The organism is Neptuniibacter sp. QD48_11 (genome assembly GCF_047778095.1).
GTDB lineage: Bacteria > Pseudomonadota > Gammaproteobacteria > Pseudomonadales > Balneatricaceae > Neptuniibacter.
The window spans coordinates 326,836-351,884 of the sequence record NZ_CP180551.1 but is presented as its reverse complement, the minus strand read 5'-3'; the positions used below and the strand labels follow the sequence as shown (position 1 = coordinate 351,884).

The 25,049-nt window shown below is 44.3% G+C and carries 22 protein-coding genes; 11 read left to right on the top strand and 11 right to left on the bottom strand.

From position 1 onward, the window contains the following. Positions 1 to 9 precede the first annotated feature (9 nt). Genes aroB through pilM form a run of 7 tightly spaced genes read right to left on the bottom strand, consistent with a single transcriptional unit; the run spans position 10 to position 6,602 of the window. Positions 10 to 1,104, bottom strand: coding sequence for a 3-dehydroquinate synthase (gene aroB, locus ACMXYU_RS01590; protein WP_415899903.1), 1,095 nt, complete (start codon positions 1,102 to 1,104; stop codon positions 10 to 12). 10 nt (positions 1,105 to 1,114) lie between these two features. After that, entirely contained in the window at positions 1,115 to 1,615 is a 501-nt protein-coding gene (aroK, locus tag ACMXYU_RS01585; RefSeq protein ID WP_415901143.1) for a shikimate kinase AroK, read from the bottom strand. A 45-nt stretch (positions 1,616 to 1,660) separates the two neighbouring features. Next, positions 1,661 to 3,760, bottom strand: a complete 2,100-nt coding sequence (gene pilQ / locus ACMXYU_RS01580; RefSeq protein ID WP_415899902.1) for a type IV pilus secretin PilQ — start codon at positions 3,758 to 3,760, stop codon at positions 1,661 to 1,663. Between the two features lie 29 nt (positions 3,761 to 3,789). After that, a complete protein-coding gene (locus ACMXYU_RS01575) occupies positions 3,790 to 4,341 on the bottom strand; it encodes a pilus assembly protein PilP (RefSeq protein WP_415899901.1) in 552 nt (183 codons plus the stop codon). Continuing rightward, a complete protein-coding gene (locus ACMXYU_RS01570; RefSeq protein WP_415899900.1) occupies positions 4,338 to 4,976 on the bottom strand; it encodes a type 4a pilus biogenesis protein PilO in 639 nt (212 codons plus the stop codon). Before ACMXYU_RS01570 ends, ACMXYU_RS01575 begins: the two co-directional genes overlap by 4 nt. A 3-nt stretch (positions 4,977 to 4,979) precedes the next feature. Next, on the bottom strand, positions 4,980 to 5,531 hold the full coding sequence (locus tag ACMXYU_RS01565; protein WP_415899898.1) for a PilN domain-containing protein: 552 nt from the start codon (positions 5,529 to 5,531) through the stop codon (positions 4,980 to 4,982). A gap of 3 nt (positions 5,532 to 5,534) precedes the next feature. Next, positions 5,535 to 6,602 (bottom strand): type IV pilus assembly protein PilM, encoded by a 1,068-nt coding sequence (gene pilM, locus ACMXYU_RS01560; RefSeq protein ID WP_415899897.1) that lies wholly within the window; start codon positions 6,600 to 6,602, stop codon positions 5,535 to 5,537. Positions 6,603 to 6,762: 160 nt separating this feature from the next. Here pilM and ACMXYU_RS01555 point away from each other — a divergent pair, with 160 nt between their 5' ends. Continuing rightward, positions 6,763 to 9,117, top strand: coding sequence for a penicillin-binding protein 1A (locus ACMXYU_RS01555; protein WP_415899896.1), 2,355 nt, complete (start codon positions 6,763 to 6,765; stop codon positions 9,115 to 9,117). 66 nt (positions 9,118 to 9,183) lie between these two features. On the opposite strand, the gene fba is transcribed toward ACMXYU_RS01555, so the two are convergent. The 4 genes from fba to tkt all read right to left on the bottom strand — a co-directional run bounded on the left by fba (position 9,184) and on the right by tkt (position 14,641). Then, positions 9,184 to 10,248, bottom strand: coding sequence for a class II fructose-bisphosphate aldolase (fba, locus tag ACMXYU_RS01550; protein ID WP_415899895.1), 1,065 nt, complete (start codon positions 10,246 to 10,248; stop codon positions 9,184 to 9,186). Between the two features lie 84 nt (positions 10,249 to 10,332). Then, positions 10,333 to 11,496, bottom strand: coding sequence for a phosphoglycerate kinase (locus ACMXYU_RS01545; protein WP_415899893.1), 1,164 nt, complete (start codon positions 11,494 to 11,496; stop codon positions 10,333 to 10,335). A 58-nt stretch (positions 11,497 to 11,554) separates the two neighbouring features. Beyond that, complete coding sequence (locus ACMXYU_RS01540; RefSeq protein WP_415899892.1) at positions 11,555 to 12,586, bottom strand: type I glyceraldehyde-3-phosphate dehydrogenase; 1,032 nt, start codon at positions 12,584 to 12,586, stop codon at positions 11,555 to 11,557. A 60-nt stretch (positions 12,587 to 12,646) separates the two neighbouring features. Beyond that, a complete protein-coding gene (gene tkt, locus ACMXYU_RS01535) occupies positions 12,647 to 14,641 on the bottom strand; it encodes a transketolase (RefSeq protein ID WP_415899891.1) in 1,995 nt (664 codons plus the stop codon). 300 nt (positions 14,642 to 14,941) lie between these two features. Between tkt and metK the strand changes: the two genes are divergently transcribed. From metK to ACMXYU_RS01485, 10 genes are all read left to right on the top strand, one after another. Continuing rightward, entirely contained in the window at positions 14,942 to 16,135 is a 1,194-nt protein-coding gene (gene metK / locus ACMXYU_RS01530) for a methionine adenosyltransferase (RefSeq protein ID WP_415899890.1), read from the top strand. Between the two features lie 179 nt (positions 16,136 to 16,314). Further along, positions 16,315 to 18,372, top strand: a complete 2,058-nt coding sequence (locus tag ACMXYU_RS01525; RefSeq protein ID WP_415899889.1) for an EAL domain-containing protein — start codon at positions 16,315 to 16,317, stop codon at positions 18,370 to 18,372. A 9-nt stretch (positions 18,373 to 18,381) separates the two neighbouring features. Beyond that, positions 18,382 to 19,110, top strand: a complete 729-nt coding sequence (locus ACMXYU_RS01520; protein ID WP_415899887.1) for a 16S rRNA (uracil(1498)-N(3))-methyltransferase — start codon at positions 18,382 to 18,384, stop codon at positions 19,108 to 19,110. 50 nt (positions 19,111 to 19,160) lie between these two features. Continuing rightward, entirely contained in the window at positions 19,161 to 20,114 is a 954-nt protein-coding gene (gene gshB / locus ACMXYU_RS01515) for a glutathione synthase (protein WP_415899886.1), read from the top strand. A gap of 30 nt (positions 20,115 to 20,144) precedes the next feature. Further along, positions 20,145 to 21,077: a TonB family protein gene (locus ACMXYU_RS01510; protein WP_415899885.1), complete on the top strand. Its 933-nt coding sequence runs from the start codon at positions 20,145 to 20,147 to the stop codon at positions 21,075 to 21,077. Between the two features lie 37 nt (positions 21,078 to 21,114). Continuing rightward, positions 21,115 to 21,687 (top strand): YqgE/AlgH family protein, encoded by a 573-nt coding sequence (locus tag ACMXYU_RS01505; RefSeq protein ID WP_415899884.1) that lies wholly within the window; start codon positions 21,115 to 21,117, stop codon positions 21,685 to 21,687. A gap of 51 nt (positions 21,688 to 21,738) precedes the next feature. Then, the gene (ruvX, locus tag ACMXYU_RS01500; RefSeq protein ID WP_415899883.1) at positions 21,739 to 22,215 is read left to right on the top strand and encodes a Holliday junction resolvase RuvX; all 477 of its coding nucleotides are present in this window, start codon (positions 21,739 to 21,741) and stop codon (positions 22,213 to 22,215) included. Then, entirely contained in the window at positions 22,196 to 22,711 is a 516-nt protein-coding gene (pyrR, locus tag ACMXYU_RS01495) for a bifunctional pyr operon transcriptional regulator/uracil phosphoribosyltransferase PyrR (protein ID WP_415899882.1), read from the top strand. The genes ruvX and pyrR overlap by 20 nt, the downstream gene beginning before the upstream one ends. A gap of 9 nt (positions 22,712 to 22,720) precedes the next feature. Continuing rightward, the gene (locus ACMXYU_RS01490; protein WP_415899881.1) at positions 22,721 to 23,725 is read left to right on the top strand and encodes an aspartate carbamoyltransferase catalytic subunit; all 1,005 of its coding nucleotides are present in this window, start codon (positions 22,721 to 22,723) and stop codon (positions 23,723 to 23,725) included. A gap of 5 nt (positions 23,726 to 23,730) precedes the next feature. After that, the gene (locus ACMXYU_RS01485) at positions 23,731 to 25,005 is read left to right on the top strand and encodes a dihydroorotase (protein ID WP_415899880.1); all 1,275 of its coding nucleotides are present in this window, start codon (positions 23,731 to 23,733) and stop codon (positions 25,003 to 25,005) included. Positions 25,006 to 25,049: the final 44 nt, after the last annotated feature.

Here is a 25,049-nt window from a genome sequence, read left to right as displayed (position 1 = left end):
AAGCATTAACTAACAGCAGCTACCTAACTTTTTACCCGCAGATAAGGTTCGGTCTAATAACTCCGCTGGAAAATCTGAAGTTACAATTGCTTTACCAATCTCTTGAAGCAGCACAAGACGAATACTTCCATCAATAACCTTTTTATCCACAAGCATCAAATCTTTAAAAGTATCAATTCCCATAGACTCGGGCGGATGCACAGGAAGATTAGCAGCCTCAAGTATATTCCTGATTCGATCAACATCAGAAGATGAGATCCAACCCAAGCGACAAGAAAGATCTGCCGCCATCATTGTTCCAGCACCAACAGCTTCACCATGAAGCCATTCACCATAGCCTTGGTTAGCCTCAATCGCATGACCAAATGTGTGCCCTAGGTTCAACCACGCTCGAATACCTGCCTCTTTCTCATCTTGCGCAACCACCTCTGCTTTAACAGCACAAGAACGATAAATTGCCTGTTCAAGAAGATCTGACTGCAACCCCATCAAGCCATCAATATGATCTTCTAAATAACATAGAAAAGCTTCATCGTAGATCAAGCCATACTTGATCACTTCTGCCATACCTGCTGACAACTCTTTTTCAGGCAGGGTATTTAAAACATCAGTATCAATCACAACACATTGAGGCTGATGAAACGCTCCAATCATGTTCTTACCTTGAGGATGGTTAACGCCGGTCTTCCCACCCACTGAAGAATCTACTTGAGAAAGCAGAGTTGTCGGAACCTGAACAAAGTTCACACCGCGTTGGTAACACGCGGCCGCAAATCCGGTCATATCCCCTACAACACCACCGCCGAGCGCGATAAGTGTTGTCGTTCTGTTATGGCGATTTTCTAATAAAGCATCAAAGATCGTGTTGATCTGACCCAGGTTTTTATACTGTTCACCATCTGGCAATACCACAGCATCTACTTGAAACTGTCCTACTAATGTTTTTTTTAGACGCTCAAGATATAAAGGCGCAATCGTTTCATTCGTTACTATCAGGACTTGCTTGCCCTTTATATACGGAGCCATAAGCCCCTGATCTAGTAAACCTTGCCCAATAAAAATAGGGTAACTTCGATCACCCAGATCAACTTTTAATGTTTGCATAGAAAATTGCTTACTCCGCATCAAGCGGTGACTTTGCCTTTAATTGTTTAATAATGTCACTAGCGACCGTTTTGGGATGGCGCTTATCAGTCCTAACAGTTATATCCGCACAATCAAGATATAAGGGATGACGTTCAGCCATAAGCGACTCTAACACAGCCCTAGGGTCTTCGGTTTGAAGTAGAGGTCTATTTTTGTCGCGAGAGGTTCTATCTAATTGTTGATCCACTGATGTTTCTAAATAAACCACTGTTCCATTCGACTGTAATGCTGCCCGATTAGCGGCCCTTAAAACAGCCCCACCTCCTGTCGAAAGGACAATAGAGCGGTCTTCTGCCAATTCCTTTATGACACTCTCCTCCCTATCTCTGAAACCTATTTCTCCTTCTACATCGAAGATCCAAGGTATATCAGCACCAGCACGATTTTCTATTTCACGATCAGAATCAACAAATTCTAATTTCAATTCTTGAGATAACAAACGGCCTATGGTGCTTTTTCCAGCTCCCATAGGCCCAACGAGAAAGATGTTCAATTCACACAACCATTCTTACAATTACTGTGATGTTAATGAATTTCTTACCAATTTAGGTGTAATGAAAATCAACAACTCAGTTTTTTCTGAAGTATTTTCTTTATTTCTGAACAAAGCCCCCATGATTGGAAGATCTCCTAATAAAGGGATTTTACCTGTGGTCTCGCTGTTTTCATTCCTAAAGACCCCACCAAGAACAATGGTTTGTCCATCAGGAACCACTACCGAAGTTCTGAGTTCGTTATTATCAATACTCAGCTCACCATTTGGTAATACCGACCCAATTGAATCTTGTTTAATTTCCAAATCCATGGCAATTCTATCCCCCGGATTTATACGTGGCGTAACATCTAATTTCAAAACTACATCTTTGAATTCAACACTAACTTCACCATCTTCTACCGTTTGGTAAGGGATTTCAGAACCAGACTCAATTGATGCTTGCGTACCATTTGTTGTCATAACTTTAGGTTGAGAAATCACTTCCGCCTTGCCATCAGTTTCTAACGCACTTAACTCTAGTGCCAACAAAGAACTTGAACCTGGTTTAAACCCAATAGCAATAGAACCAGCATTTGCCGCTGTTGCACCTAAGTCAACCTGCAACCCTGCTGCAGTAGGAGGCGAACCAAAATCAATAGATTCATATGTGTCATTAACAATCCATCCTTCTCCATTGCTATTCACATCGTTATAACCGAAGCCCCAACGAACGCCTAAATCTTTAGTCACACTAGATCGAGCATTCACTAAACGGGCTTCAACTAAAACTTGCTCCACTTCAACGTCAAAACGCCTTAACGTGCTCCGTATAGCCTCGATATCCTTCTCAGTTCCTTTAACCATTAAGATATTAGTTTCATCATCTGACATAACAAAACCGCGTTCTGAGATTAACTTTGCTTTTTCAATAGCATCAAGCATATCTGAAGCTTTACGGTACTCAACCTGAATATATTCAGTTCTCAAAGGCGCCAGTTGCTCTACTTTCTGAGAACTTTCTAATTCTTCCTGCTCCCGCTTTGCGATTTCTGTTGCTGGAGCTATCAGCAATACATTACCTACGGTTCGTTGATCTAAGCCTTTAGTTTTCAAAATTATATCTAGAGCTTGATCCCAAGGTACGTTTTTCAATCGCAGAGTAATGTTGCCGCTAACAGTATCGCTAACAACTAAGTTCAATTCAGCTACTTCAGCAATAATTTGCAATACAGAACGAAGTTCTACATTTTGAAAATTTAAATCTATTGCTTCGCCACTAAACGGGAATAGATCCTTATCCCTCTCTTGCTTTTCAGCTGCACTTAGAGGTTTGAAATCCAGTACCAACTTATTGTCAGTCTGATAAGCTAAATATTCATATGGCTCAGCGCTAGGCTTAACAAGAATGCTTGTATTGCCTCCATTAGCCATAGCATCAATAAACATTACAGGCGTAGCAAAATCCTGTACATCTACCCGCTGTTCTAGAGCACGCGAGAGATCGGCCCCAACCAGGTTTACAACAACATTGTTACCTTCTTCTTGTATATCGACACCCGCTTTATCATCTGAAAGGGTAATACTTACTCGCCCAATACCACCCTCTTCCCTTTCAAAGTCCATCCCAACAACACTTGTGCGATCGGAAACTAAACCAGAAGAACTTTCTGCACCAACTTGAGATTGGGAAATCATACTTTTAGAGGCAGCGGGCGCCATATTAGACACATCTCCCCCAGATTGGACTATTACAAATAGGCTGTTACCTTCTGTAAAAGTTTTATATGAAGAAGGCTCAAAAAGACTGGTAACCACTCGCAGCCTACCATCAGTTTGTGCAAAACTGACTCCATCAACTTGCCCCGTTTTAATATCTAAGGAGCGTGTATCTAACCCATTTTTAACGCCCCATAGATCCATTACGAGTCTAGCCGGCTGATTTATCATGTAAGCCTGGGGCGATGGAGGCGTAGAATCAAAGTCAAATTTCAGTTCAACTTTCCCGCCAGGCAAAGCCACAAAATTCGCCTGTTTCAGTTGAATTTCAGCTGCCGCCCACTGCGACAAGAACACACTGATCAAAGCCACAGACAATAGGTACATTTTTTTATACAAATTGATTGTAGGTACAGTGTTCATGGGGACCCGAATTTTCACAATATTATCCCTTATTCCGGCTCATTCAAGGCAAGGCTACGGGTGCGTTTCATCCAACCACCGCGACCATTTTTGATTATTTCAATTATATTTATTTGCAACTCATCTAAAGAGATTATTTCACCATGATCTAACCCCATATAATCACCTACTGTGACTCTATGTATTTCGGAATTATTATCCTTAACTAAAGCCCAAAGGCGATCATCGTCTCTTTGATTGATTGTTCCAACCATATTGAGATTATCAATTGCAAACGATTCCAGATAACTCTTTTCTCTCTCTGAATCAGGCTTAAGCTCTCCAAATAAGCCATCCTCAGGCAAACTTTCCTTTTCAGGAGCGAGTTCGATTGCTCTGAAAGGCTCCCTTAATGAAGCACCTTCATAAACAAAACTATTATATGGCTGAAACTCTGGCAAAGGTTCAATTTTCCCGCCTTTAATTTGATTTGTTTTAGCCACATATTTTTGCAAATCAGTTGTATCATCAACCCAATCTACACATCCCGCCAAAAGAGAGGTGACCAAAGAGCAGAAAATAAACTTTATATTCTTAATCATTTTTTCCTCCCCTTTTTAGTTTTCTTTTTCTTGGATGCTGGTTCGTTGTCATCATACCTATAGGTTTTAGCTTCAATATTCATTGAAACACCCGCATTCAGTGGCTTAATAGAATAATTATGCATAGTAACAATTCTAGATAAACCAGCAACACCACTTACAAATTGACCTAACTGGTGATAAGACCCAGACACATTAATTTTTATTGGCAACTCTCTATAGAAATCAGCTCTTTTCTCAGAAGCTAATACAATTGATCCTATATTTAGCCCCGCCGCAGTACCTAAATTAGTTATATCATCCAACAAACCAGGCACCTCTTTTTTTGTAGGCAACTGCTTTAACAACTCCTTAAAGCGCCCCTCAACATCTTTCATCTGTAGTCGAAGTGCTTCTAAGTTAGCAACTTGTAGGGCCTTGCTTTTATATTGTGTTTTTAGGCCTTCTTCTTTTGCAATAACTCTCTCTAGGCCTTTTTGCTTCTCTGCAATATAAAAATGAGTACCTGCCACTAAAATAATTACTATAACCAAGAGGTATGAAATATATTTAACACCAATCGGCCAATTACCAGCACTAGAAAAATCCATATTCCCTGGATCAAAACCTTTGAATGCGTTCTTTAGCACCTCCATTATTTAACTCCCTTTCTTCTCTTTTGGCGTTACTACTGGTAAAGATAAAGAAAATGAATTCAATCCCTCTTTAGACAACTTAACTGTACTGAGAGTTGGCTCACCAAACCATATAGATGAATTAATATTTCGCATAAGATTTGAAACATCCAATTTATCTTCAGCGACTCCATTAATGCCGATACTATTTGCTTTACGACTCACTCGAGAATAATAAATACCATCGGGCAAAACTTTCACCAATTCATCAAAATTCCTCACGATTATTGGCCTAGATGCCTGCAGCTGCTGTATTGCATCCAATCGCGCTAGTAACCGCTGCTTCTTTTCCTTTAATTCTTTAATTTCTTTGAGCTTCTTATCTAGCTTTGCAGATTCGGCTTTAAGATAATCATTTCTGTCAACCTGCCGATCATGCATTAAATCAAAATAATACCCTATCCCTAGAACAACAGCTCCGGCAAACAAGGCGGCACCGCCCAAATTTATTAAGAAATGCTTCTGGCGTTCTTTGGACTTTTCTTCACGCCAAGGCCTTAAATTGATTGTAGCCATAATCTACACCTTGTCCTCAAATCCACGCATTGCCAACCCACATGCTTTTATCAAAGAAGGCGCATCACGCTCTAACCTTGAACGATTTACACGTGAACTAATTGACATATTTAAGAATGGGTTAGCCATATCGGCGTTTATACCCAGTTCTTCAGTTAGCTGATCAACAAGCCCCTTGATAGTTGCAGTCCCTCCAGACAAAAACAATGCGGAAAGTTCACTATGGGCACCAGATGAATAAAAGAATTGAAGGGATCGAGACACTTGTTGCGCCACAGTCCCCCTGAATGGTAAGACCACCATGTCATGAATTTCAGAAGATAATTCATTAAGCCTTAACGACTGTTCTACTTCTTCGACACTCATTCCATACTGTTGATGAATAGTATTTGTTAAATCATTACCCCCAAAAGCCTGCTCACGGCTATAAACAATCTCAGTACCTTTGAATACATTTAGAGTAAGCGTAGCAGCTCCAATATCAACAACACCAATCAAATTAGATTCATCTCTCTGCTCAGGAGAAATTAATGGAAAAGCCCTCTCGACGGCAAAGGTATCTACATCAACAATTGAACATTGCAGCCCTGAATTACTAATTACATCTTCACGCTGTTCGACATCTGTCTTTCTACAAGCCACAAGTAATACTTGTTGTAAGCTATCATTATTTTTGACTGGACCTAACACCTCAAAATCCAGCGCAACTTCATCTAATGGGTATGGAATAAACTGATCGGCCTCGACCTTGATTTGCTCTTCAAGCTCAAATTCTGTGAAGGCATTACTCATTTCAATACGTTTTGTAATAACGGCAGACGCTGGCACAGCAGCAATAGCAGACGACAATTTCCCTCCTGCCACTTTTACTGCTTTTTCTATTGTTTCAGCCACCTGACCAATATCTTGAATATTGCCATCAATAACAGCTGTCGTAGGTAACGAAACCACGGCATAAGATTCTAGAGTATAACCACCGCCATTTTTAGAAAGAGCCACTAACTTTACGGATGAAGATCCGACATCCAGCCCAACCAAACAACTTGACTTGTTTCCCAAAAAGCCCAACACAAATATATTCCCTAACTAGTCCTGCGTTAATGTGTATTAAGTACCCTTGGCTTACCCTAAGAGATATTAAAAACTAATTAATATTTAATATCTGCTAGAGGATCAATACCACCTATCTATATAATAGACCCAAATCAACTTTTCAACGTATCAGAGTAGCATGTCAGCTATGGTTTCGCTTTTCAAACTTTTGTTTAAAATCGGTATTTTTTGCTTGTTCTTAGGCACACTTACGTTTGCAGGCGTCTATTACCACTTCTCTCCAAAACTACCCAATACCGATTCACTTAAAGATGTTCAGTTTCAAACTCCTTTGCGAATTTTCTCTCAGGACGAAAAGCTCATTGCTGAATTTGGTGAAAAACGTCGCACACCGATCAACTTTGAAGAGATCCCACCTCAGTTCATTCATGCTCTTACCGCTGCTGAAGACAGTCGTTTTTTTGACCACTTCGGCATTGATATTAAAGGCCTATCTCGAGCTGCATTCCAATTAGCATCAACTGGTCATATCCAAAGTGGTGGTTCGACCATCACCATGCAGGTTGCTAAAAACTTCTTCCTTACTCGTGAGAAAACGTTTACACGAAAGTTCATGGAAATTTTGCTCGCACTTAGAATCGAGCAAGAACTAAGTAAAGAAGAAATCTTTGAGCTCTATATCAATAAAATCTATTTAGGCCACCGTTCATACGGTATACAAGCAGCAGCTAATGTCTATTACGGCAAGAATATCGAAAACTTAAGTCTTGCTCAGCATGCAATGATTGCCGGTCTGCCTAAAGCCCCTTCTGCTTTTAACCCGATCACCAACCCTAGTAGGGCGATAGAGCGACGAAATTGGATTCTTAAACGTATGCACTCGCTCAGTTTCATTAATGATCAACAGTTAGAAGAAGCTATTGCCGCTCCCGTTACAGCTAAATATCACACAAGCGATATTGAACTGCGCGCATATTATGTTGCAGAGATGGTTCGAAAAGAACTATACGAACAATTCGGTGAGAATCTGTATACCGATGGATATAAAGTCTACACGACTCTGGATAGCAAACTTCAATCGTCAGCAAACATCGCTGTATCAAACGGCTTGGTGGCTTACTCTGAGCGCCATGGCTACCTAGGAGCTGAGGACCAGTGGGATATCGCCAACACCTCTTCTGATGATCTACAGAAGAAATTGAACAAAGTAATTTCTTACTTCACCCTTCAACCAGCAGTTGTTCTATCAGTCGATGATAAATCTGCAGAATTACTCTTGAAAGAAGGAAAAAAAGCGACGCTAGAATGGGAAGGTATAGCATGGGCAAAACCATACAAATCGGTCAACTACACAGGCAAAGCCCCGAAGAAGGCTAGCGACGTATTAAAAATCGGGGATTTAATTCGAATTCGAGAGAAGGAAGGGAAATTCCATCTAACGCAAACTCCTAAAGTTCAAGGTTCCCTTGTTGCCTTGAACCCTAAAGATGGTGCTATTGTATCTCTCGTAGGCGGATTTAATTTCACTCACAATAAATTTAATCGCAGCACTCAAGCCGTTCGTCAGCCGGGTTCAAACTTCAAACCTTTTATTTATGCTGCTGCATTGGATAAAGGCTATTCTCCCGCCTCTTTAATTAACGATGCCCCAATTGTCATCCATGACCAACAATTGGAAGGCAATTGGCGCCCGGAAAATTCCAGCAAAAAATTCTACGGCCCTACACGCCTACGTGAAGCTCTCTATAAATCAAGAAACCTTGTTTCAATTAGACTTCTGCGAGCAATAGGTATAGACGCAGCCCAAACTTACCTAGATCTAGCAGGTTTCGACCGCACGAAACTACCCAACAATTTATCTTTATCTTTGGGTACAGCAGACGTAACACCGCTTCAACTAGCCACAGGTTATGCGGCTTTTGCCAATGGTGGCTTCAAAGTAGAACCTTATTTTATTCAGCGCATTGAAACTCAGTTTGGAGAGAACCTGTTCACCGCCCAACCCGCTACTGTATGTAATAACGATTGCGAGCAAAGCCAAGAACAAAAGCTTGCTCCACGAATATATAACGAGCAAGTGTCATTCCTGACCTATAACATCATGCAGGATACAATTCGCCGAGGCACTGCTCGCAAAGCTCTAATACTCAAACGTAAAGATATAGCGGGTAAAACCGGAACTACCAATGATCAGAAAGATGCGTGGTTCTCTGGTTTCAACCAAGACTTCGTTGCGACCGCCTGGGTTGGTTTCGATCAACCTAAAACCTTAGGCCGACGTGAGTTTGGCGGCACAGCTGCCCTACCGATCTGGATCGATTTCATGCGAGATGCACTTGAGGACAAACCTGAAAATGCACCCAAAGCTCCTCAAGGCATTGTTAGCGTAAAAATTGATCCTCGCAGTGGACAATTGGCTTACCCTGGGCAGGCTGACGCCATCTACGAATATTTCCGTAAGAAAAATATTCCAACCGGTTATGCTACACCTAGCAATTCTGCATCCACCAATACTGCGGAAGAGCTATTTTAAAGCTTTTCTAAGGCCATAAAAAACCGCCCTAAGGCGGTTTTTTTTATGGCTTAAACAGAAATCAATTTAAGCAATTTTTGGATCTAGTTCACCACTTTCGTATTTCTCGGCCATGTTTTCCAGAGAGATCGCAGTGATCTTCGACGCATTACCTGCTGTACCGAAAGCTTCGTAGCGATTTACACAGATATCTGTCATCGCTTCCATAGACTTCTTCAGGTATTTACGTGGGTCAAACTCAGCTGGGTTTTCAGCCAAGAAACGGCGGATCGCACCAGTAGATGCTAGACGAAGGTCTGTGTCGATGTTTACTTTACGCACACCGTACTTGATACCTTCAACGATCTGCTCAACAGGCACACCGTAAGTTTCTGGAATCTCGCCACCAAACTCATTAATTACAGCCAACCATTCCTGAGGAACAGAAGAGGAACCATGCATTACTAGGTGAGTCCCCGGAATGCGCTCATTGATCGCTTTGATGCGATCAATCGCTAGAATGTCACCGGTAGGTGGACGAGTAAACTTGTATGCACCGTGAGATGTACCACAAGCTATTGCCAAAGCGTCTACACCAGTCTTCTTCACGAAGTCTGCTGCTTCATCTGGATCTGTCAGCATCTGATCGTGAGACAATGTACCTTCAGCACCGATACCGTCTTCTTCGCCCGCTTGACCTGTTTCCAAAGAACCCAGACAACCCAGCTCACCCTCTACAGAAACACCACACGCATGTGCCATTTCAACCGTACGGCGAGTAACATCAACGTTGTATTCGTAGCTTGATGGCGTTTTACCATCAGACATCAGGGAACCGTCCATCATGACAGAGGAGAAGCCCATCGCGATAGTACGCTGACAAACCGCAGGAGACGTACCGTGGTCCTGGTGCATACATACCGGGATATGCGGGAATTCAGCAATCGCCGCTTCGATCATGTGACGCAGGAAGTTAGAGCCTGCATATTTACGCGCACCGGCAGACGCCTGAACAATTACTGGAGAGTTAGTTTTATCTGCCGCTTCCATAATAGCGCGCATCTGTTCCAGATTGTTCACGTTGAATGCTGGAATGCCATAGTCGTTTTCAGCAGCATGATCCAGCAGCTGACGCATGGAGATCAGAGCCATTTTGTCACCTTTAAATATCTGTTAACTTCGTCGAAAGACGGGGATGGGCAGAGTTTACCACCCATCCATTATTAAAATTAGTGCTTAAGCGTTTTTAGCTTCCAGAGCAGCCACTGCAGGTAGCTTCTTACCTTCAACAAACTCAAGGAACGCACCACCACCAGTAGAGATATAAGATACCTTATCTGCAATATCGTATTTATCCACAGCTGCTAAGGTGTCACCACCGCCCGCTATAGAGAAACCGTGGTTTTCAGCGATAGCTAGAGACAACGTCTTAGTACCTTCACCAAACTGGTCAAATTCAAATACACCAACTGGACCGTTCCAGATGATTGTTCCTGCATCTTTCAGCAGTTCAGCTAGGTTTTGTGCAGATTGAGGACCAATATCCAAAATCATGTCATCTTCAGCTACATCATCAACAGATTTAACCGTCGCTTCAGCTGTTTCAGCAAACTCTTTGGCAACCACAACATCAACCGGCATCGGGATGTTTACTTTCTTCATCAGATCCTGAGCTACCGGAATCAGGTCATGTTCGCACAGTGATTTACCCACTGGCTTACCTGCCGCAGCCAGGAAAGTGTTCGCAATGCCTCCACCGACGATCAACTGATCAACTTGGTCGGATAGCGCTGTTAGCACTTCAAGTTTCGTCGATACTTTAGATCCGCCAACGATCGCTGCGAGCGAACGTGCAGGCTTATCTAGCGCCTTACCCAAGGCATCTAGTTCACCTGCTAATAGAGGGCCAGCACATGCGACTTCAGCAAATTTCGCCACGCCGTGGGTCGACGCTTGAGCACGGTGTGCCGTACCGAATGCATCCATCACATAAACATCACACAATGCAGCCATCTTCTGAGATAACTCTTCATTGTCTTTCTTTTCGCCTACATTAAAGCGAACGTTTTCCAGCAATACCAGATCGCCTTCTGCAACCTCAAAGCCTCCGTCCAACCAATCTTTAATTAGTGGAACTTCGCGACCCAACAAACTGCCAATATGGTTAGCTACAGGCTGTAGAGAGAACTCTTCGTTGTATTCACCTTCCGTTGGTCGACCTAGGTGAGACATGACCATCACCTTAGCACCTGCTTTAAGTGCCAGCTCAATAGTCGGCAATGATGCGCGGATACGCGCATCAGAAGTTACTTCACCATTTTTCACTGGTACGTTTAGGTCTTCACGGATCAGAACGCGCTTGCCGCTCAGATCCAGTTCGCTCATTTTCAGTACGCTCATTGACGTGCCCTACTTAAGTTTTTAAATATTTAAATCAGGAATTCGTTTCTTTAGCAGCTTATGTTTCTTCACCGCCTAACGCTAACCAGTGCTGTGCAACATCTAACATACGGTTAGCAAAGCCCCATTCATTATCAAACCAACAAACAAGCTTGATCAGACGCCCTTCAGACACTTTTGTCTGGGTACCGTCTACTACCGCGGAACGGGAATCGCGGTTGAAGTCTACCGAAGCATGGGGCTCTTCGGTATAACCTAATAGTCCCTTTAACGGCCCTTCGATAGAGGCACGCTGCAGGATGTGATTCACCTCTTCGACATTGGTCGGCTGCGACACATTAATTGAGAGATCCATCATCGATACATTTATCGTGGGAACTCGAACATGCAGGCACTGAAACATACCCGCGAGATGCGGTAACAGACGATCAATACCCTTATCTAGACCTGTGTCTACAGGCACAATTGAATGCATAGCACTTCGAGTTAGACGTAAATCAGTTTGATGGTAACTATCGATAACCGGCTGATCATTCATCGCGGAATGAATCGTGGTCGTGACACCATTTTCAATCCCAAGCTGTTTATCTAGTAGATCTAGTACTGGGATAATACAGTTGGTGGTACAGGAAGCCGCTGAGACAACTTTATGCTCGGGACGTAGCAATTTCTCGTTCAAACCAAAGACGATAGTTGCATCTACCTCATCTGTAGCAGGCTGAGAAAACAACAAGCGCTGAGCACCGCTATGCAAATGTAACTCAGCTAGAGAGCGAGCTTTAAACGATCCTGAACACTCAAAGAGAAGATCAATACCCAAATCAGCCCAAGGCAGATCCTCAGCATCAGATTCACTCAGAATCTGAATAGTGTCTCCATTGACCAGAAGCTGCTTGCCATTGTGTTCAACAGACACCGGAAAACGACCATGAGTCGTGTCGTAGCGTGTCAGGTAGGTTACCGTTTCAAGATCGGACAGCTCATTGATAGCAACAACCCTAAATAGATTTTGCAATCCATTTTCATAAATCGCACGCAGGACACACTGGCCGATTCGACCATAGCCATTGATTGCAACGCGATAACTCAATCTAGAACCCTACCCTAAAAATAAAAAGACCCGGAACCCCGGGTCTTTTTACGTGTTCTATTACAGAACAGATTTAACCGTTTCAACTACGTTTTCAGTAGTGAAACCGAAGTGTTTGAACAATTCACCTGCAGGCGCAGATTCACCGAAGGTACGCATACCGACGATGGCACCGTTCAAACCAACGTATTTGTACCAGAAGTCTGCCTGCAGCGCTTCAACAGCAACACGTGCTGTCACGGCAGCAGGAAGAACGGACTCACGGTATTCAGAAGACTGCTGATCGAACACACCCGTTTCTGGCATAGAAACTACACGAACGTTCGTACCTTCAGCAGCAAGCGCTTCAGCAGCATCCATTGCAAGGCCTACTTCAGAACCTGTAGCAATCAGGATAGCATCTGGCTGTCCATCAGTGTCACGTAGGATGTAACCACCTTTCGCGATGTTTGCAATCTGCTCTTCTGAACGGACCTGATGCGGTAATCCCTGACGCGAAAAGATCATTGCCGTTGGGCCATCTGCACGCTCAAGCGCAGCCTTCCAAGCTACTGCAGACTCAACTGCATCACAGGGACGCCATGTACTCATGTTTGGCGTGTGACGTAGGTTAGCCACTTGCTCAACTGGCTGGTGAGTCGGACCATCTTCACCCAAACCAATAGAATCGTGCGTATAAACATGGATAGCACGTTGCTTCATCAGTGCAGCCATACGAACTGCATTACGTGCGTATTCCATAAATACAAGGAAGGTCGCACCATAAGGGATGAAACCACCGTGCAAAGCGATACCGTTCATGATCGCAGACATACCAAATTCACGTACACCGTAGAACAGGTAGTTACCAGAGGCATCGTTTTTCTCTACACCTTTGCAGCCAGACCATAGAGTCAAGTTAGAACCTGCTAGATCGGCAGAGCCACCTAGTAGCTCAGGTAGAAGAGGACCGTATGCATTCAACGCATTCTGAGATGCCTTACGAGAAGCGATTGTTTCACCTTTCTCAGCAATTTCTGCGATGTAAGCATCAGCTTTTTCTGAAAAATCAGCTGGCAGTTCTCCAGAGATACGACGTAGTAGCTCATCTGCTAGTTCTGGGAACTCAGCACGGTACGCAGCAAAACGTTCGTTCCACTCATTTTCAGCGTGAACACCCGCTTCCTGCGCATTCCAGTCTTCAGCAATTTCAGAAGGAACTTCAAAAGCAGGATGAGTCCAGCCCAGACGCTCACGTGTCAGAGCGATTTCATCATCACCCAGTGGTGCACCGTGACAGTCTTCTTTACCTTCTTTGTTCGGAGAACCAAAACCGATAACTGTTTTACAGCAGATCAGTGTTGGTTGTTCTGTATTTTCTTTCGCTTGCTCGATCGCCGCACGAATCTGGTCAGCATCGTGACCATCAACATTAGGGATAACCTGCCAACCGTAAGACTCAAAACGTTTAACGTTATCGTCCGTATACCAGCCTTCAACTTCACCATCAATTGAGATGCCGTTGTCATCCCAGAATGCAATCAGTTTCCCAAGACCCAGCGTACCCGCTAGAGAACAAGCCTCATGAGAAATACCTTCCATCAAGCAGCCATCACCCATGAACACATACGTGTTGTGATCAACAATATCGTGACCTGCACGGTTGAACTGAGCAGCTAGCGTTTTCTCTGCAACTGCAAAACCAACCGCGTTAGTAATGCCTTGACCCAAAGGACCTGTTGTCGTTTCTACACCTGGGCAGTAACCATATTCAGGGTGACCCGCTGTTTTAGAATGAAGCTGGCGGAAGTTTTTCAAATCTTCGATAGAGACATCGTAGCCAGTCAGGTGAAGCAAGCTGTAGATCAGCATAGAGCCATGACCATTGGACAGTACGAAACGGTCTCGATCGAACCACTGCGGGTTTGTTGGGTTGTGCTTCATAAAATCGTTCCAAAGCACTTCAGCGATATCCGCCATACCCATTGGGGCACCCGGGTGACCAGATTTAGCTTTCTGTACGGCATCCATGCTCAACGCACGAATCGCGTTGGCAAGTTCTCTACGAGAAGACATTAACTCAGCTCCTGGGCGTTTTGCCCAAAATAGAAGGTTCAGGAAAAAATTGGGCGCAATTTTCTCGCAGATAGAGGAAAGCTTCAAATAAGAATTGCACTTTCAGGGTAAAAATGAGCGTTTTTCATTCAAAAATCGATAATTCTCATCTTAGCAAACGGGAAAGATATGCATTTAACCTTAGTCGCGGGTAGAATATGCGCTAAATTTTCCGGATGGCTTGCCAACTGTTTAAGCATTTCTGTTTCTTTGCAGAGCAATCAGCCACCCATGAACATCTGTTGAAAGGTATTAATGACGATGAGCGAATACAGCTTATTTACTTCTGAATCCGTTTCCGAAGGTCACCCAGATAAGATTGCGGATCAGATCTCCGATGCCGTACTGGATGCCATCATTGCTGAAGACAAACATGCACGTGTAGCCTGCGAAACACTGGTTAAGACAGGTGTAGCAGTTGTATCTGGCGAAATCACAACGTCTGCTTGGGTAGATTTGGAAGATTTAGTTCGTAAAGTTATCAATGATATCGGCTACACATCTTCTGAAGTAGGTTACGATGGCGATACCTGTGGCGTAATCAACATCATCGGTAAACAATCCCCTGATATCAACCAAGGTGTTGACCGTGCGAAGCCTGAAGATCAAGGTGCAGGCGACCAAGGCCTAATGTTCGGTTATGCATCAAACGAAACTGATGTATTGATGCCGGCACCAATCACTTATTCTCACCGTCTAGTTGAGCGCCAAGCTGAAGTTCGTAAATCCGGCCTCCTGCCATGGTTACGCCCAGATGCGAAATCCCAGCTAACATTCCGCTATGAGAACGGTAAACCTGTAGGTGTTGACGCACTCGTTCTATCTACTCAGCACAACCCTGAAGTATCGCAGGCAGATCTTCGTGAAGCAGTAATGGAGCTAATTGTTAAGCACGTTATTCCTGCTGAATGGATCACAAAAGAGACTCAGTTCCACATCAACCCAACCGGCAACTTCGTAATCGGTGGTCCAGTAGGTGACTGTGGTCTGACAGGCCGTAAAATCATTGTTGATACTTATGGCGGCATGGCTCGTCATGGTGGTGGCGCATTCTCTGGTAAAGACCCATCAAAGGTAGACCGTTCTGCTGCTTACGCAGGTCGTTATGTCGCGAAGAACATTGTGGCTGCGGGCCTAGCAGACCGTTGTGAAATTCAGGTGTCTTACGCAATTGGTGTAGCAGAGCCAACGTCTGTATCGATCAATACATTCGGTACTGGCAAGATCTCTGATGATAAGATCATTCAATTAGTTCGTGAGCACTTTGACCTTCGCCCTTACGCGATCACTACAATGCTTGATCTACTTCACCCAATGTATCAGCCAACTGCTGCATACGGCCACTTTGGCCGTAACCCGTTCGAAATGGAGTACAAAGGTGAAACCTTTACTGCATTCACATGGGAACGCACTGATAAAGCAGACGCACTACGCGAAGCTGCAGGCCTATCTTAATTTAGTGATTTTTCTCCAAAAAAAGCGCCTTATGGCGCTTTTTTATTGCCTACAGTAAGTTATATGACAATAATGAGAAACTTACTTTTCGCGGCCTTTTGAAATTAATGCAACTTAGTAATTTTAGCATCCGGCAAAAGCTGATTGGACTCGTCATCATACTCGCGCTGGGTATACTGATGACTTCCAGTCTTGCCTTTTACTTTTCATACCAAGACACCTTGGCCGGAAAGAAAGATCAGATTCGCAGTGTTGTTCAAGCCTCTGCCAGTCAGGTTCTCCAGCTTCGCGCGCTAAAAAAGTCCCAACAGATATCTGAAACAGAATATTTACAGCGACTTCGTTCGCTAATCTATGGCACAAACTATTCAGATGGAAGCTATATCTTTTTAATGACCGACGAAGCACGTGTTTACCTTCATCCCAAACGACCTGAGCTTGAAGGGCTTTTAATCAATGAAGTACCCAACATAAAAAATGGCAAAGCCATTGCTGCCAGCTTCAAGCAAATTTTGGAAAACCCTGAAAAATCTCAATTCTGGAAACTCTACCTACCGAAACCAGACGGTGGCCCCTCCCTCGAAAAGCTTACTTACGCGCAGCTAATCCCTGATAGCGATCTGATTATCGGTACAGGCGTGTACCTTGATGATCTCATTCCGGTATATATCAATCGCGCCCTTAGCTATATCACGATCACCCTGGCTGTACTATTTGCATCATTCGCTACAGCAGTTCTGATATCAAGAAATATCGTTCAACCGATCATCATTCTTTCTGGTCAAATGAAACGCCTCTCCTCGGGCGATATTGATCAGGAGATACGCTTTACCCATCATAAAGATGAAATCGGACAAATAGCTCAGTCATTAGAAGAGTTTCGTGACCATTTAATTGAAAACAAGCGCTTACGCTATATGCAGGAACATGTTCAGTTTCTCGAGAACTTTGACCCTGTAACACGCCTCTATAATCGGCGAGCGATTGGTGAAGCCCTTGAACGAGAGATCATTCGTAATTTTGAAAGCCAAGAACAGGTTTCATTTTTATTTATCCGCTTAGATCTACTAAGAAACTTAACCATAGAATTAGGCGACGAGCAGCGCGACCAAATTCTGATTGAGACAGCTAATCGTTTAAGGCAAATGCTCTCAATCAACCATCGTTTAGCACGAATTGGCGAGGGCTGCTTTGGTCTGATGCTTATTAACAAACCAGCGCACATCAACCTTGAAGATGTAGCCGATTCGATTCTTAATACCATAGAAAAGCCAATCCAATTGGATAATCTACAGATTCAAATTGGGGCACGCATTGGCATAGCCTCCTATCCAGAGGATGGCGATCAACAGTTTGAATTGATAGGCCGCTCAGAAATCGCCGCTAAAACGGCCCGCAAACGAGAGCAAGGCTGGCTCTACTTCAGCCAGATTAAAGGACAAACAACAGAACAAAAAATCGCTCTGTGGCAAGATCTATCAACTGCAATGGACCAAGACCAATTTTATTTGGTATTCCAGCCGTTGTTTGATCTAGAAAGTAATGCTCCGCTGTCAGCTGAAACCTTATTACGCTGGACACATCCCACACTAGGCCCTATATCACCAGCAGTTTTTGTTCCTCTGGCGGAGCAAAGCGGCTTGATTTCACGCCTTGATCACTGGGTACTCAATGCCGTAGCCAAGCAATGCCGTAATTGGTTAGACAAAGACATTGCCTTTCCTCGCGTTGCCATCAACCTATCTGGCATCAGTTTTCTGCGAAACGATTTCGAGCTAAAACTACAAAGCATTTTTTCTCAATACAATGTATCGCTTGAACATATAGAGCTTGAACTTACCGAGGGTGTATTGATCGAAGATCTAGGCCGCATTCAGGAGAAACTAAAACGCGTACGTGATCTCGGTGTCAGCATTTCTATAGATGATTTCGGTACCGGTTACTCTTCGCTTAGCCGTATCAAAAACCTTCCTGTCGATCATATTAAAATTGACAAGTCGTTTATCGACGATATCGATACCAACCCACAGGATCTAAAAATAGTTCAGGCGATTATTCTAATGGCCCAAGGTTTACAACTACACGTTGTAGCAGAGGGTGTAGAAACTGAACGCCAGCTATCTATTCTCCGCGAAGAACAATGTGATGTTGTCCAAGGCTACTTGTTAAGCCGCCCTCTCGCCGTGGCAGACTATGAAGCACTGATAGATGAAGACCTAATCATTGAAGGCGACTGAACCTTAATTATGAGAATACCCCGTTTTTTTGAATCGCAGCCCTTGCAAACTGGCGCAGATATATCTTTAAGTGATTCTGTCGTTCAACACGTCAGTCGCTCTTTGAGAATGCGACCTCAGGATCAGATCATTCTGTTCAATGGTGATGGCTCTGAATATAAGGCAGAGTTAATCAACATTGAAAAACGCAGCGTGACGGCTCACATCATTGAAAGCACACTCTCATCCACTGAAAGCCCTTTACCTATTACTATTGGTCAAACGCTTTCTCGAGGGGAGAGAATGGATTATGCCATACAGAAAAGTACTGAAATGGGCGTAAAATCGATTACGCCTCTTTTTTCTGAACGCTGTGAAGTCAAACTACCCAAAGATCGCCAAGAAAAACGCGTGAAGCATTGGCATCAAATTGCCATTAGTGCGTGTGAACAATCGGGCCGTACTGTACCTCCGGAAATAGCATACCCAACCGATCTGGAAAAATGGCTAGCTGCCCAAGATGCAGAACTTAAACTTGTTCTACATCATCACAGCGAAAAGCCTTTGCAAGAGATGTCAGCTCCACGTTCTGTTGCATTGCTAATTGGACCGGAAGGCGGCCTTACCAGCGATGAAGTTGAACTTGCAACTCGATATGGGTTCAAACCTCTGACACTTGGACCACGCGTTATGCGCACAGAAACAGCTCCCGTAGCCGCATTAACATTACTCAATTATCTATGGGGCGACCTTGCTTAGGCATAAATTATGCTCTGTGCGCTTAAATGGTAAAGATTAAGGATCAAAAAATGACAATTAAGCTCGGCATTGTGATGGACCCTATTGATAACATCACATTCAAAAAAGACAGTTCACTCGCCATGCTATGGGCAGCCCAGCAGAAAGGCTGGGAGCTATGGTATATGGAGCAGCAGCATCTATTCTCACTAGACGGTAAAGCTCAAGCTAAGATGGCTCCTATTGAAGTAATGATGGACGAGCAAAAATGGTTTGAACGCGGCGAATACGAGACCCGTGACCTGTCCGATCTTAACGTGATTTTGATGCGTAAAGATCCACCATTCGATAACGAATTTATCTACACAACCTATCTATTGGAGCAGGCTGAAAAAGAAGGCTCTTTGATTGTTAACAAGCCCCAAAGCCTTCGCGATTTTAATGAGAAGCTGTTCGCGACTCATTTTCCACAATGCTGTCCTCCGGTATTGGTGAGCAAGCATGAATCAATGCTGCGCGAATTCCACAAAGAGCATGGTGACGTCATCTTTAAACCACTCGATGGCATGGGCGGTTCACAAATATTCCGTATCAAAGAAGATGGCCTAAATCTAGGCGTGATTATTGAAACACTTACAAATCACGGCCAACAAACCATCATGGCTCAAAAGTTTATTCCTGAAATCGTAGATGGCGATAAACGCATTTTATTAGTGGATGGTGAACCAGTGCCTTATGGCCTAGCTCGAATCCCGGCAAAAGGGGAAACTCGAGGTAACTTGGCCGCAGGCGGCCGAGGAGAAGGACGCGAACTCACCGAACGAGATTATTGGATCTGCAAACAGATTGCTCCTACCCTAAAAGAAAAAGGGTTATTATTTGTTGGTCTGGATGTCATTGGTGACTATCTCACCGAAATTAATGTAACCAGTCCAACCTGCATTCGCGAATTGAATAATCAGTACGGTCTGGATATTGGAATGCAGCTGATGGACGCAATCGAACAAAAATTGGCAAAGCAATAAAGAGATGCTGCTAACAAAGGACCCAACCAAGTGAGCACCGCTGTAGCTCAAACAGTAACCGCGGTTGAACGTTTCGGTTTTACGTTATTTTTCGCCACTGCACTACATGCAGTGGCGATTTTGGGGATCACGTTCACATTCAATAACGAACGCCCGCCCCAAAAAACAATTGAGATAACCTTAGCCCAATACCAGCAAGAAGCAGCCCCAAAGCAGGCCGATTTTATTGCTCAAGCTAACCAAGAAGGCAGCGGTACAAGCAAAGATAAACTGTTGCCATCCACTCCTCAAAAAGCAGAATTCAGGGATAACAAACCGAAGCAAGCTACTGCTATAGCGCAGGCGGTTGAACTAACCCCTCCAAAACCTGAACCAAGTGCCGTAGCGGTTAATGCGAAGACAAAAGCAGACAACAGCTCTACACAAAAAGCGAAACAAAAGGTGATCACGGTTACACAAAGCACAAAAAAGGTGTCCACAATAACTGCTAAGCAACAACAGGAAGCACCATCCGGCGGCTCACCCGGCACCTCTTTACTTGCGAGAAGCCTTGAGATGGCCAGCTTACAAGCGGAGATTGATGCCCATCGTGAACTGAGAGCCAAGCAACCTCGCATCAAACGCTTGACGTCAGCCTCAACCAAAAAGCGCGAAGACGCTCTCTATCTTCACAACTGGCGTAAGAAAATTGAAAACATCGGCAATCTTAACTATCCAGAAGAAGCTAGAAGAAACAAAATGTACGGCAGTTTACGCCTACTGGTTTCAATCAAGCCCGATGGTTCTGTAAAAACTATTGAGATCTTAGAATCATCTGGGAAACCAATACTAGATGACGCAGCCATTCAAATTGTTAGGCTTGCAGCGCCCTTCCAACCCTTCCCTGTAGAGATGAGAAAAAGTACAGATATCCTTGAAATAATTCGTACTTGGAAATTTGAGAAACGCGCCTATTTGGACTAATTCTTAAATAACGTAGATAAAAAATGGGCCAGTAATTATGACCTCATCGAGCTGTTCGTTACGCAACCATTTTCTTATATCCATGCCTCATCTAAACGACCAGAGCTTTACCCAAACAGTCACCTATATTTGTGACCATAGCGATTATGGCGCTATGGGCATTGTTATAAATCGCCCTGTAGGCATTACACTGGTTGAACTATGTGATCACCTTAATCTCCCTTGTTCTTCTGTCGCAAATCAGCAACAAGCTATTTTTAGTGGCGGCCCCGTCAGAAGTGATCGAGGCTATGTTCTTCACAAAGCATCCGACCCTTTCGAATGGAGTAACAGCCACTGTGTGGCAGATGATATTTACCTCACCACCTCTATTGATGCTATAGAAGCCGCGGCAGAAGGGCGTTTTGAGCATAATTACCTTGTCGCACTAGGCTGCGCTGGCTGGAGCCCAGGGCAGCTAGAACAGGAGATGAGCGACAATGTGTGGTTAAGCTGTCCGGCAAATTCAGATATACTCTTCAGCACTCCGGCTGGTGATCGTTTGCAGGCAGCCGCATCAATATTGGGCATTAACCTTGATCTACTAACCGCCCTACCCGGACACGCCTGATATAGACGTCAGGCATTATGTCCAATTGGGATATAAGGCTCTGACACAGGCATGAGTAATCAGATCAATCAAGTTGTGGCATTTGATTTTGGAACCTCCCGTATTGGGGTTGCAACGGGTCAAAGCATTACCGGAACAGCCACACCACTCCCCCCTTTTTCTGCACGCGATGGACAACCTAATTGGGATGATATATCCAAGTTAATGGAAGAATGGAAACCTGATGCTTTGGTTGTGGGCATACCGCTTAACTTTGACGGTACTATCAGCGATATGGCCCATAGAGCAAGGAAGTTTGCCAACCGATTGCATGAACGGTATAAAACGCCCTGTTTCTTAATGGACGAACGTTTATCAACGGCCGAAGCCAAAGAGATTCATTTTGCTGCGGGCGGCAGTGATAATTTTAAGAAAGAGTCAGTCGATGGCCTTGCGGCTCAGTTGATCTTAGAAAGCTGGTTAAATTGCGACATCAGAATTCCTAGCCATACCCGATTGGAGGAAGTTTATGACAACAAACGTACTTAATGCTGAAGCCCTGCTGGAAAAAATGCAGCAGGAGTTACAAGCATTACTGTCCAAAAATGATAAACCTGATCCACTGATGATCGGTATTCATACGGGTGGGGTATGGTTAGCAGAGCGCCTACACCAAGGATTAGAATTAGAAAGCCCTTTAGGTGTTCTAGATATTTCTTTTCATCGAGATGACTTTGAAACCAGCGGTTTAAACCCTAAAGTTCAACCTTCCAAGCTACCCTGCACAACAGAAGGACGCCATGTCATTCTTGTAGACGACGTCATCATGAGTGGACGAACGATTCGTGCTGCCATGAATGAACTGTTTGACTATGGCCGCCCAGCATCCATAACACTTGCGACACTGCTTGACCTGCAGCAACGTGAGTTACCTATACAAGCAGATATAATTGGCGGCACACTAGCTATAAGTGCCGACGAAACTGTAAAACTTACAGGTCCTGAGCCAATGGCTTTGGAAATCCGTAATCGTTCTGACGACTGAGTATTTATCATGTTTGAACAAAATGATCCGAATCAGATTCAACTCACAGATGAAGGCGAACTGAAGCACTTTATTACCACCGAAGGGCTATCTCGTGAGTTGCTAACTGAAATTTTAGATACTGCAGACTCTTTTGTAGACATGAGCGCTAAACAGGTAAAGAAGGTTCCTCTGTTAAGAGGAAAAACCGTCGTAAACCTATTTTTTGAAGCAAGTACCCGTACCCTGTCAACATTTGAGCTAGCAGCCAAACGTCTTTCAGCGGATGTCTTGAACCTAAATATCAGTACGTCATCCACCTCTAAAGGCGAGACGCTAAAAGACACGCTCATGACACTTCATGCCATGCATTCGGATATGTTTGTTGTTCGTCATTCGAGCAGTGGTGCAGCTCACTTTATTGCAGAGCACGTTACCCCAGATGTAGCCGTTATCAACGCTGGGGACGGTCGTCACGCTCACCCAACTCAAGCAATGCTGGACATGCTTACAATCCGTCAGGCTAAAGGTGATTTTGCGCCATTAACGGTGGCGATTGTTGGTGATATTTTACATTCGCGTGTTGCTCGCTCTCAGATCCACGCTTTACGTACGCTAGGTGTAAATGAGATTCGTGTTATTGCACCCAATACACTGCTGCCTCGCAATATTGAAGCTTTAGGCGTGAAGGTATTCACCAATATGCAAGAAGGCATCAAAGACGTTGATGTGGTGATGATGCTGCGCCTTCAGAAAGAGCGTATGAACAGTGCACTTCTGCCGAGTGAAAGCGAATTTTACAAGCTATACGGTCTTACTATGGACAAACTGCAGCTAGCCAAACCTGATGCAGTCGTGATGCACCCTGGCCCGATTAACCGCGGCGTAGAGATAGCCTCATCGGTAGCGGACGGAGACCGCTCCCTTATTTTAGATCAGGTAACAAACGGTATTGCTGTACGAATGGCTGTTATGTCTATGGCCATGAGTGGCCAAGCCAAAAGCCGCCCGAATCAGTTGGAAGCAGGAGAGTAACGACCATGAACATTCTTATTCAAGGCGGTCGTATCATTGACCCTGCAAACCAAACTGACAGAGTTGCTGATCTGTACTTAGTCGATGGTAAAATTGTTGCTTACGATTCTGCTCCAGAAGGCTTCGAAGCAGAGCAAACTATTAATGCTGAAAATCAGATTGTTTGCCCCGGCTTTATCGACCTATGCGCCCATGCTCGTGAACCGGGCCCAGCACAGAAAGGCTCGATAAAAACAGAAGCAGCCGCAGCCGTTGCAGGTGGTGTAACTACAATAGTGACACCACCTTCAACTAACCCTGTCATCGATACGCGTGCAGTTGCCCAACTCATTCAGGATCGCTGTGAAGAAGAAGGTAAAATGCAAATTTTACCTATGGGCGCGCTTACTAAAGGCCTTCAAGGCGAGCAGCTTGCGCCAATGGCAGCGTTGTCAGCAGCAGGCTGCATCGCATTTACCAACACTCGTAATCCGGTAGCCGATTCTTTAACCCTAACTCGCTGCCTAGAATATGCTGCTACCCATGATCTGCTCGTCATTTTCCAAGCTGAAGATAACGCCTTAGCTAAAGGCGGCTGCATGCATGAAGGTAGCACCTGCACTCGACTTGGCCTTAACGGCATTCCAGAGTCAGCTGAAACCATCGATGTATCTCGAAACTTACTGTTAGTAGAGCAGACGGGCGTGCGCGCGCACTTCGGTCAGCTATCCTGTGAACGCTCTGTACGCATGATTACTGAAGCGCGCGATAGAGGCCTTCCCGTTACTGCAGATGTATCGATCCAGAACCTACTACTGACCGATGAGAACGTGAACGGTTTCAACAATGACTTCCACCTGATCCCGCCTTTGCGTAGTCAACTAGACCGCGCAGGTTTAATACAAGGATTGTTAGGTGGAAGCATCCAGGCGATCTGTTCTGACCACCAGCCTCACGAACGTGCAGCAAAAGAGGCTCCATTTGCAGATACCGAGCCGGGCATGATCGGCTTGGAAACATTGTTGCCTTTAGGCCTATTGCTGGTTGAACAGAACATGCTGGATCTACCTCAACTGATTGAAAAACTAACCGCGGCTCCTGCTGAGATTTTAGGCTTACCTACAGGTAACCTTAATGTTGGCAGTGTTGCGAACATCTGTATTTTTAACCCTGAAACTGAATGGCAGCTCACGCCTGATACATGCCATTCAAGAGGAAAAAATACACCGTTCATGAACTATCCACTAAAAGGCAAAGTGTCCCATACACTGTTCCAAGGCCAAGTGGTTTATACTGCCTAAACGTAAAAAAGCCGCGATATCATATCGCGGCTTTTTCTTTCCAG

What these genes read in the sequence shown, in the direction of transcription:
- ACMXYU_RS01505 (WP_415899884.1), top strand. Translation starts at nt 21,115, where the DNA reads ATGACCTCATCGAGCTGTTCGTTACGCAACCATTTTCTTATATCCATG.
- ACMXYU_RS01490 (WP_415899881.1), top strand. Translation starts at nt 22,721, where the DNA reads ATGTTTGAACAAAATGATCCGAATCAGATTCAACTCACAGATGAAGGC.
- aroK (WP_415901143.1), bottom strand. Translation starts at nt 1,615, where the DNA reads ATGGGAGCTGGAAAAAGCACCATAGGCCGTTTGTTATCTCAAGAATTG.
- ACMXYU_RS01520 (WP_415899887.1), top strand. Translation starts at nt 18,382, where the DNA reads ATGAGAATACCCCGTTTTTTTGAATCGCAGCCCTTGCAAACTGGCGCA.
- fba (WP_415899895.1), bottom strand. Translation starts at nt 10,248, where the DNA reads ATGGCTCTGATCTCCATGCGTCAGCTGCTGGATCATGCTGCTGAAAAC.
- gshB (WP_415899886.1), top strand. Translation starts at nt 19,161, where the DNA reads ATGACAATTAAGCTCGGCATTGTGATGGACCCTATTGATAACATCACA.
- ACMXYU_RS01570 (WP_415899900.1), bottom strand. Translation starts at nt 4,976, where the DNA reads ATGGAGGTGCTAAAGAACGCATTCAAAGGTTTTGATCCAGGGAATATG.
- tkt (WP_415899891.1), bottom strand. Translation starts at nt 14,641, where the DNA reads ATGTCTTCTCGTAGAGAACTTGCCAACGCGATTCGTGCGTTGAGCATG.
- ruvX (WP_415899883.1), top strand. Translation starts at nt 21,739, where the DNA reads ATGAGTAATCAGATCAATCAAGTTGTGGCATTTGATTTTGGAACCTCC.
- ACMXYU_RS01555 (WP_415899896.1), top strand. Translation starts at nt 6,763, where the DNA reads ATGTCAGCTATGGTTTCGCTTTTCAAACTTTTGTTTAAAATCGGTATT.
- ACMXYU_RS01565 (WP_415899898.1), bottom strand. Translation starts at nt 5,531, where the DNA reads ATGGCTACAATCAATTTAAGGCCTTGGCGTGAAGAAAAGTCCAAAGAA.
- pyrR (WP_415899882.1), top strand. Translation starts at nt 22,196, where the DNA reads ATGACAACAAACGTACTTAATGCTGAAGCCCTGCTGGAAAAAATGCAG.
- ACMXYU_RS01575 (WP_415899901.1), bottom strand. Translation starts at nt 4,341, where the DNA reads ATGATTAAGAATATAAAGTTTATTTTCTGCTCTTTGGTCACCTCTCTT.
- ACMXYU_RS01525 (WP_415899889.1), top strand. Translation starts at nt 16,315, where the DNA reads ATGACTTCCAGTCTTGCCTTTTACTTTTCATACCAAGACACCTTGGCC.
- ACMXYU_RS01545 (WP_415899893.1), bottom strand. Translation starts at nt 11,496, where the DNA reads ATGAGCGTACTGAAAATGAGCGAACTGGATCTGAGCGGCAAGCGCGTT.
- ACMXYU_RS01485 (WP_415899880.1), top strand. Translation starts at nt 23,731, where the DNA reads ATGAACATTCTTATTCAAGGCGGTCGTATCATTGACCCTGCAAACCAA.
- metK (WP_415899890.1), top strand. Translation starts at nt 14,942, where the DNA reads ATGAGCGAATACAGCTTATTTACTTCTGAATCCGTTTCCGAAGGTCAC.
- aroB (WP_415899903.1), bottom strand. Translation starts at nt 1,104, where the DNA reads ATGCAAACATTAAAAGTTGATCTGGGTGATCGAAGTTACCCTATTTTT.
- pilQ (WP_415899902.1), bottom strand. Translation starts at nt 3,760, where the DNA reads ATGAACACTGTACCTACAATCAATTTGTATAAAAAAATGTACCTATTG.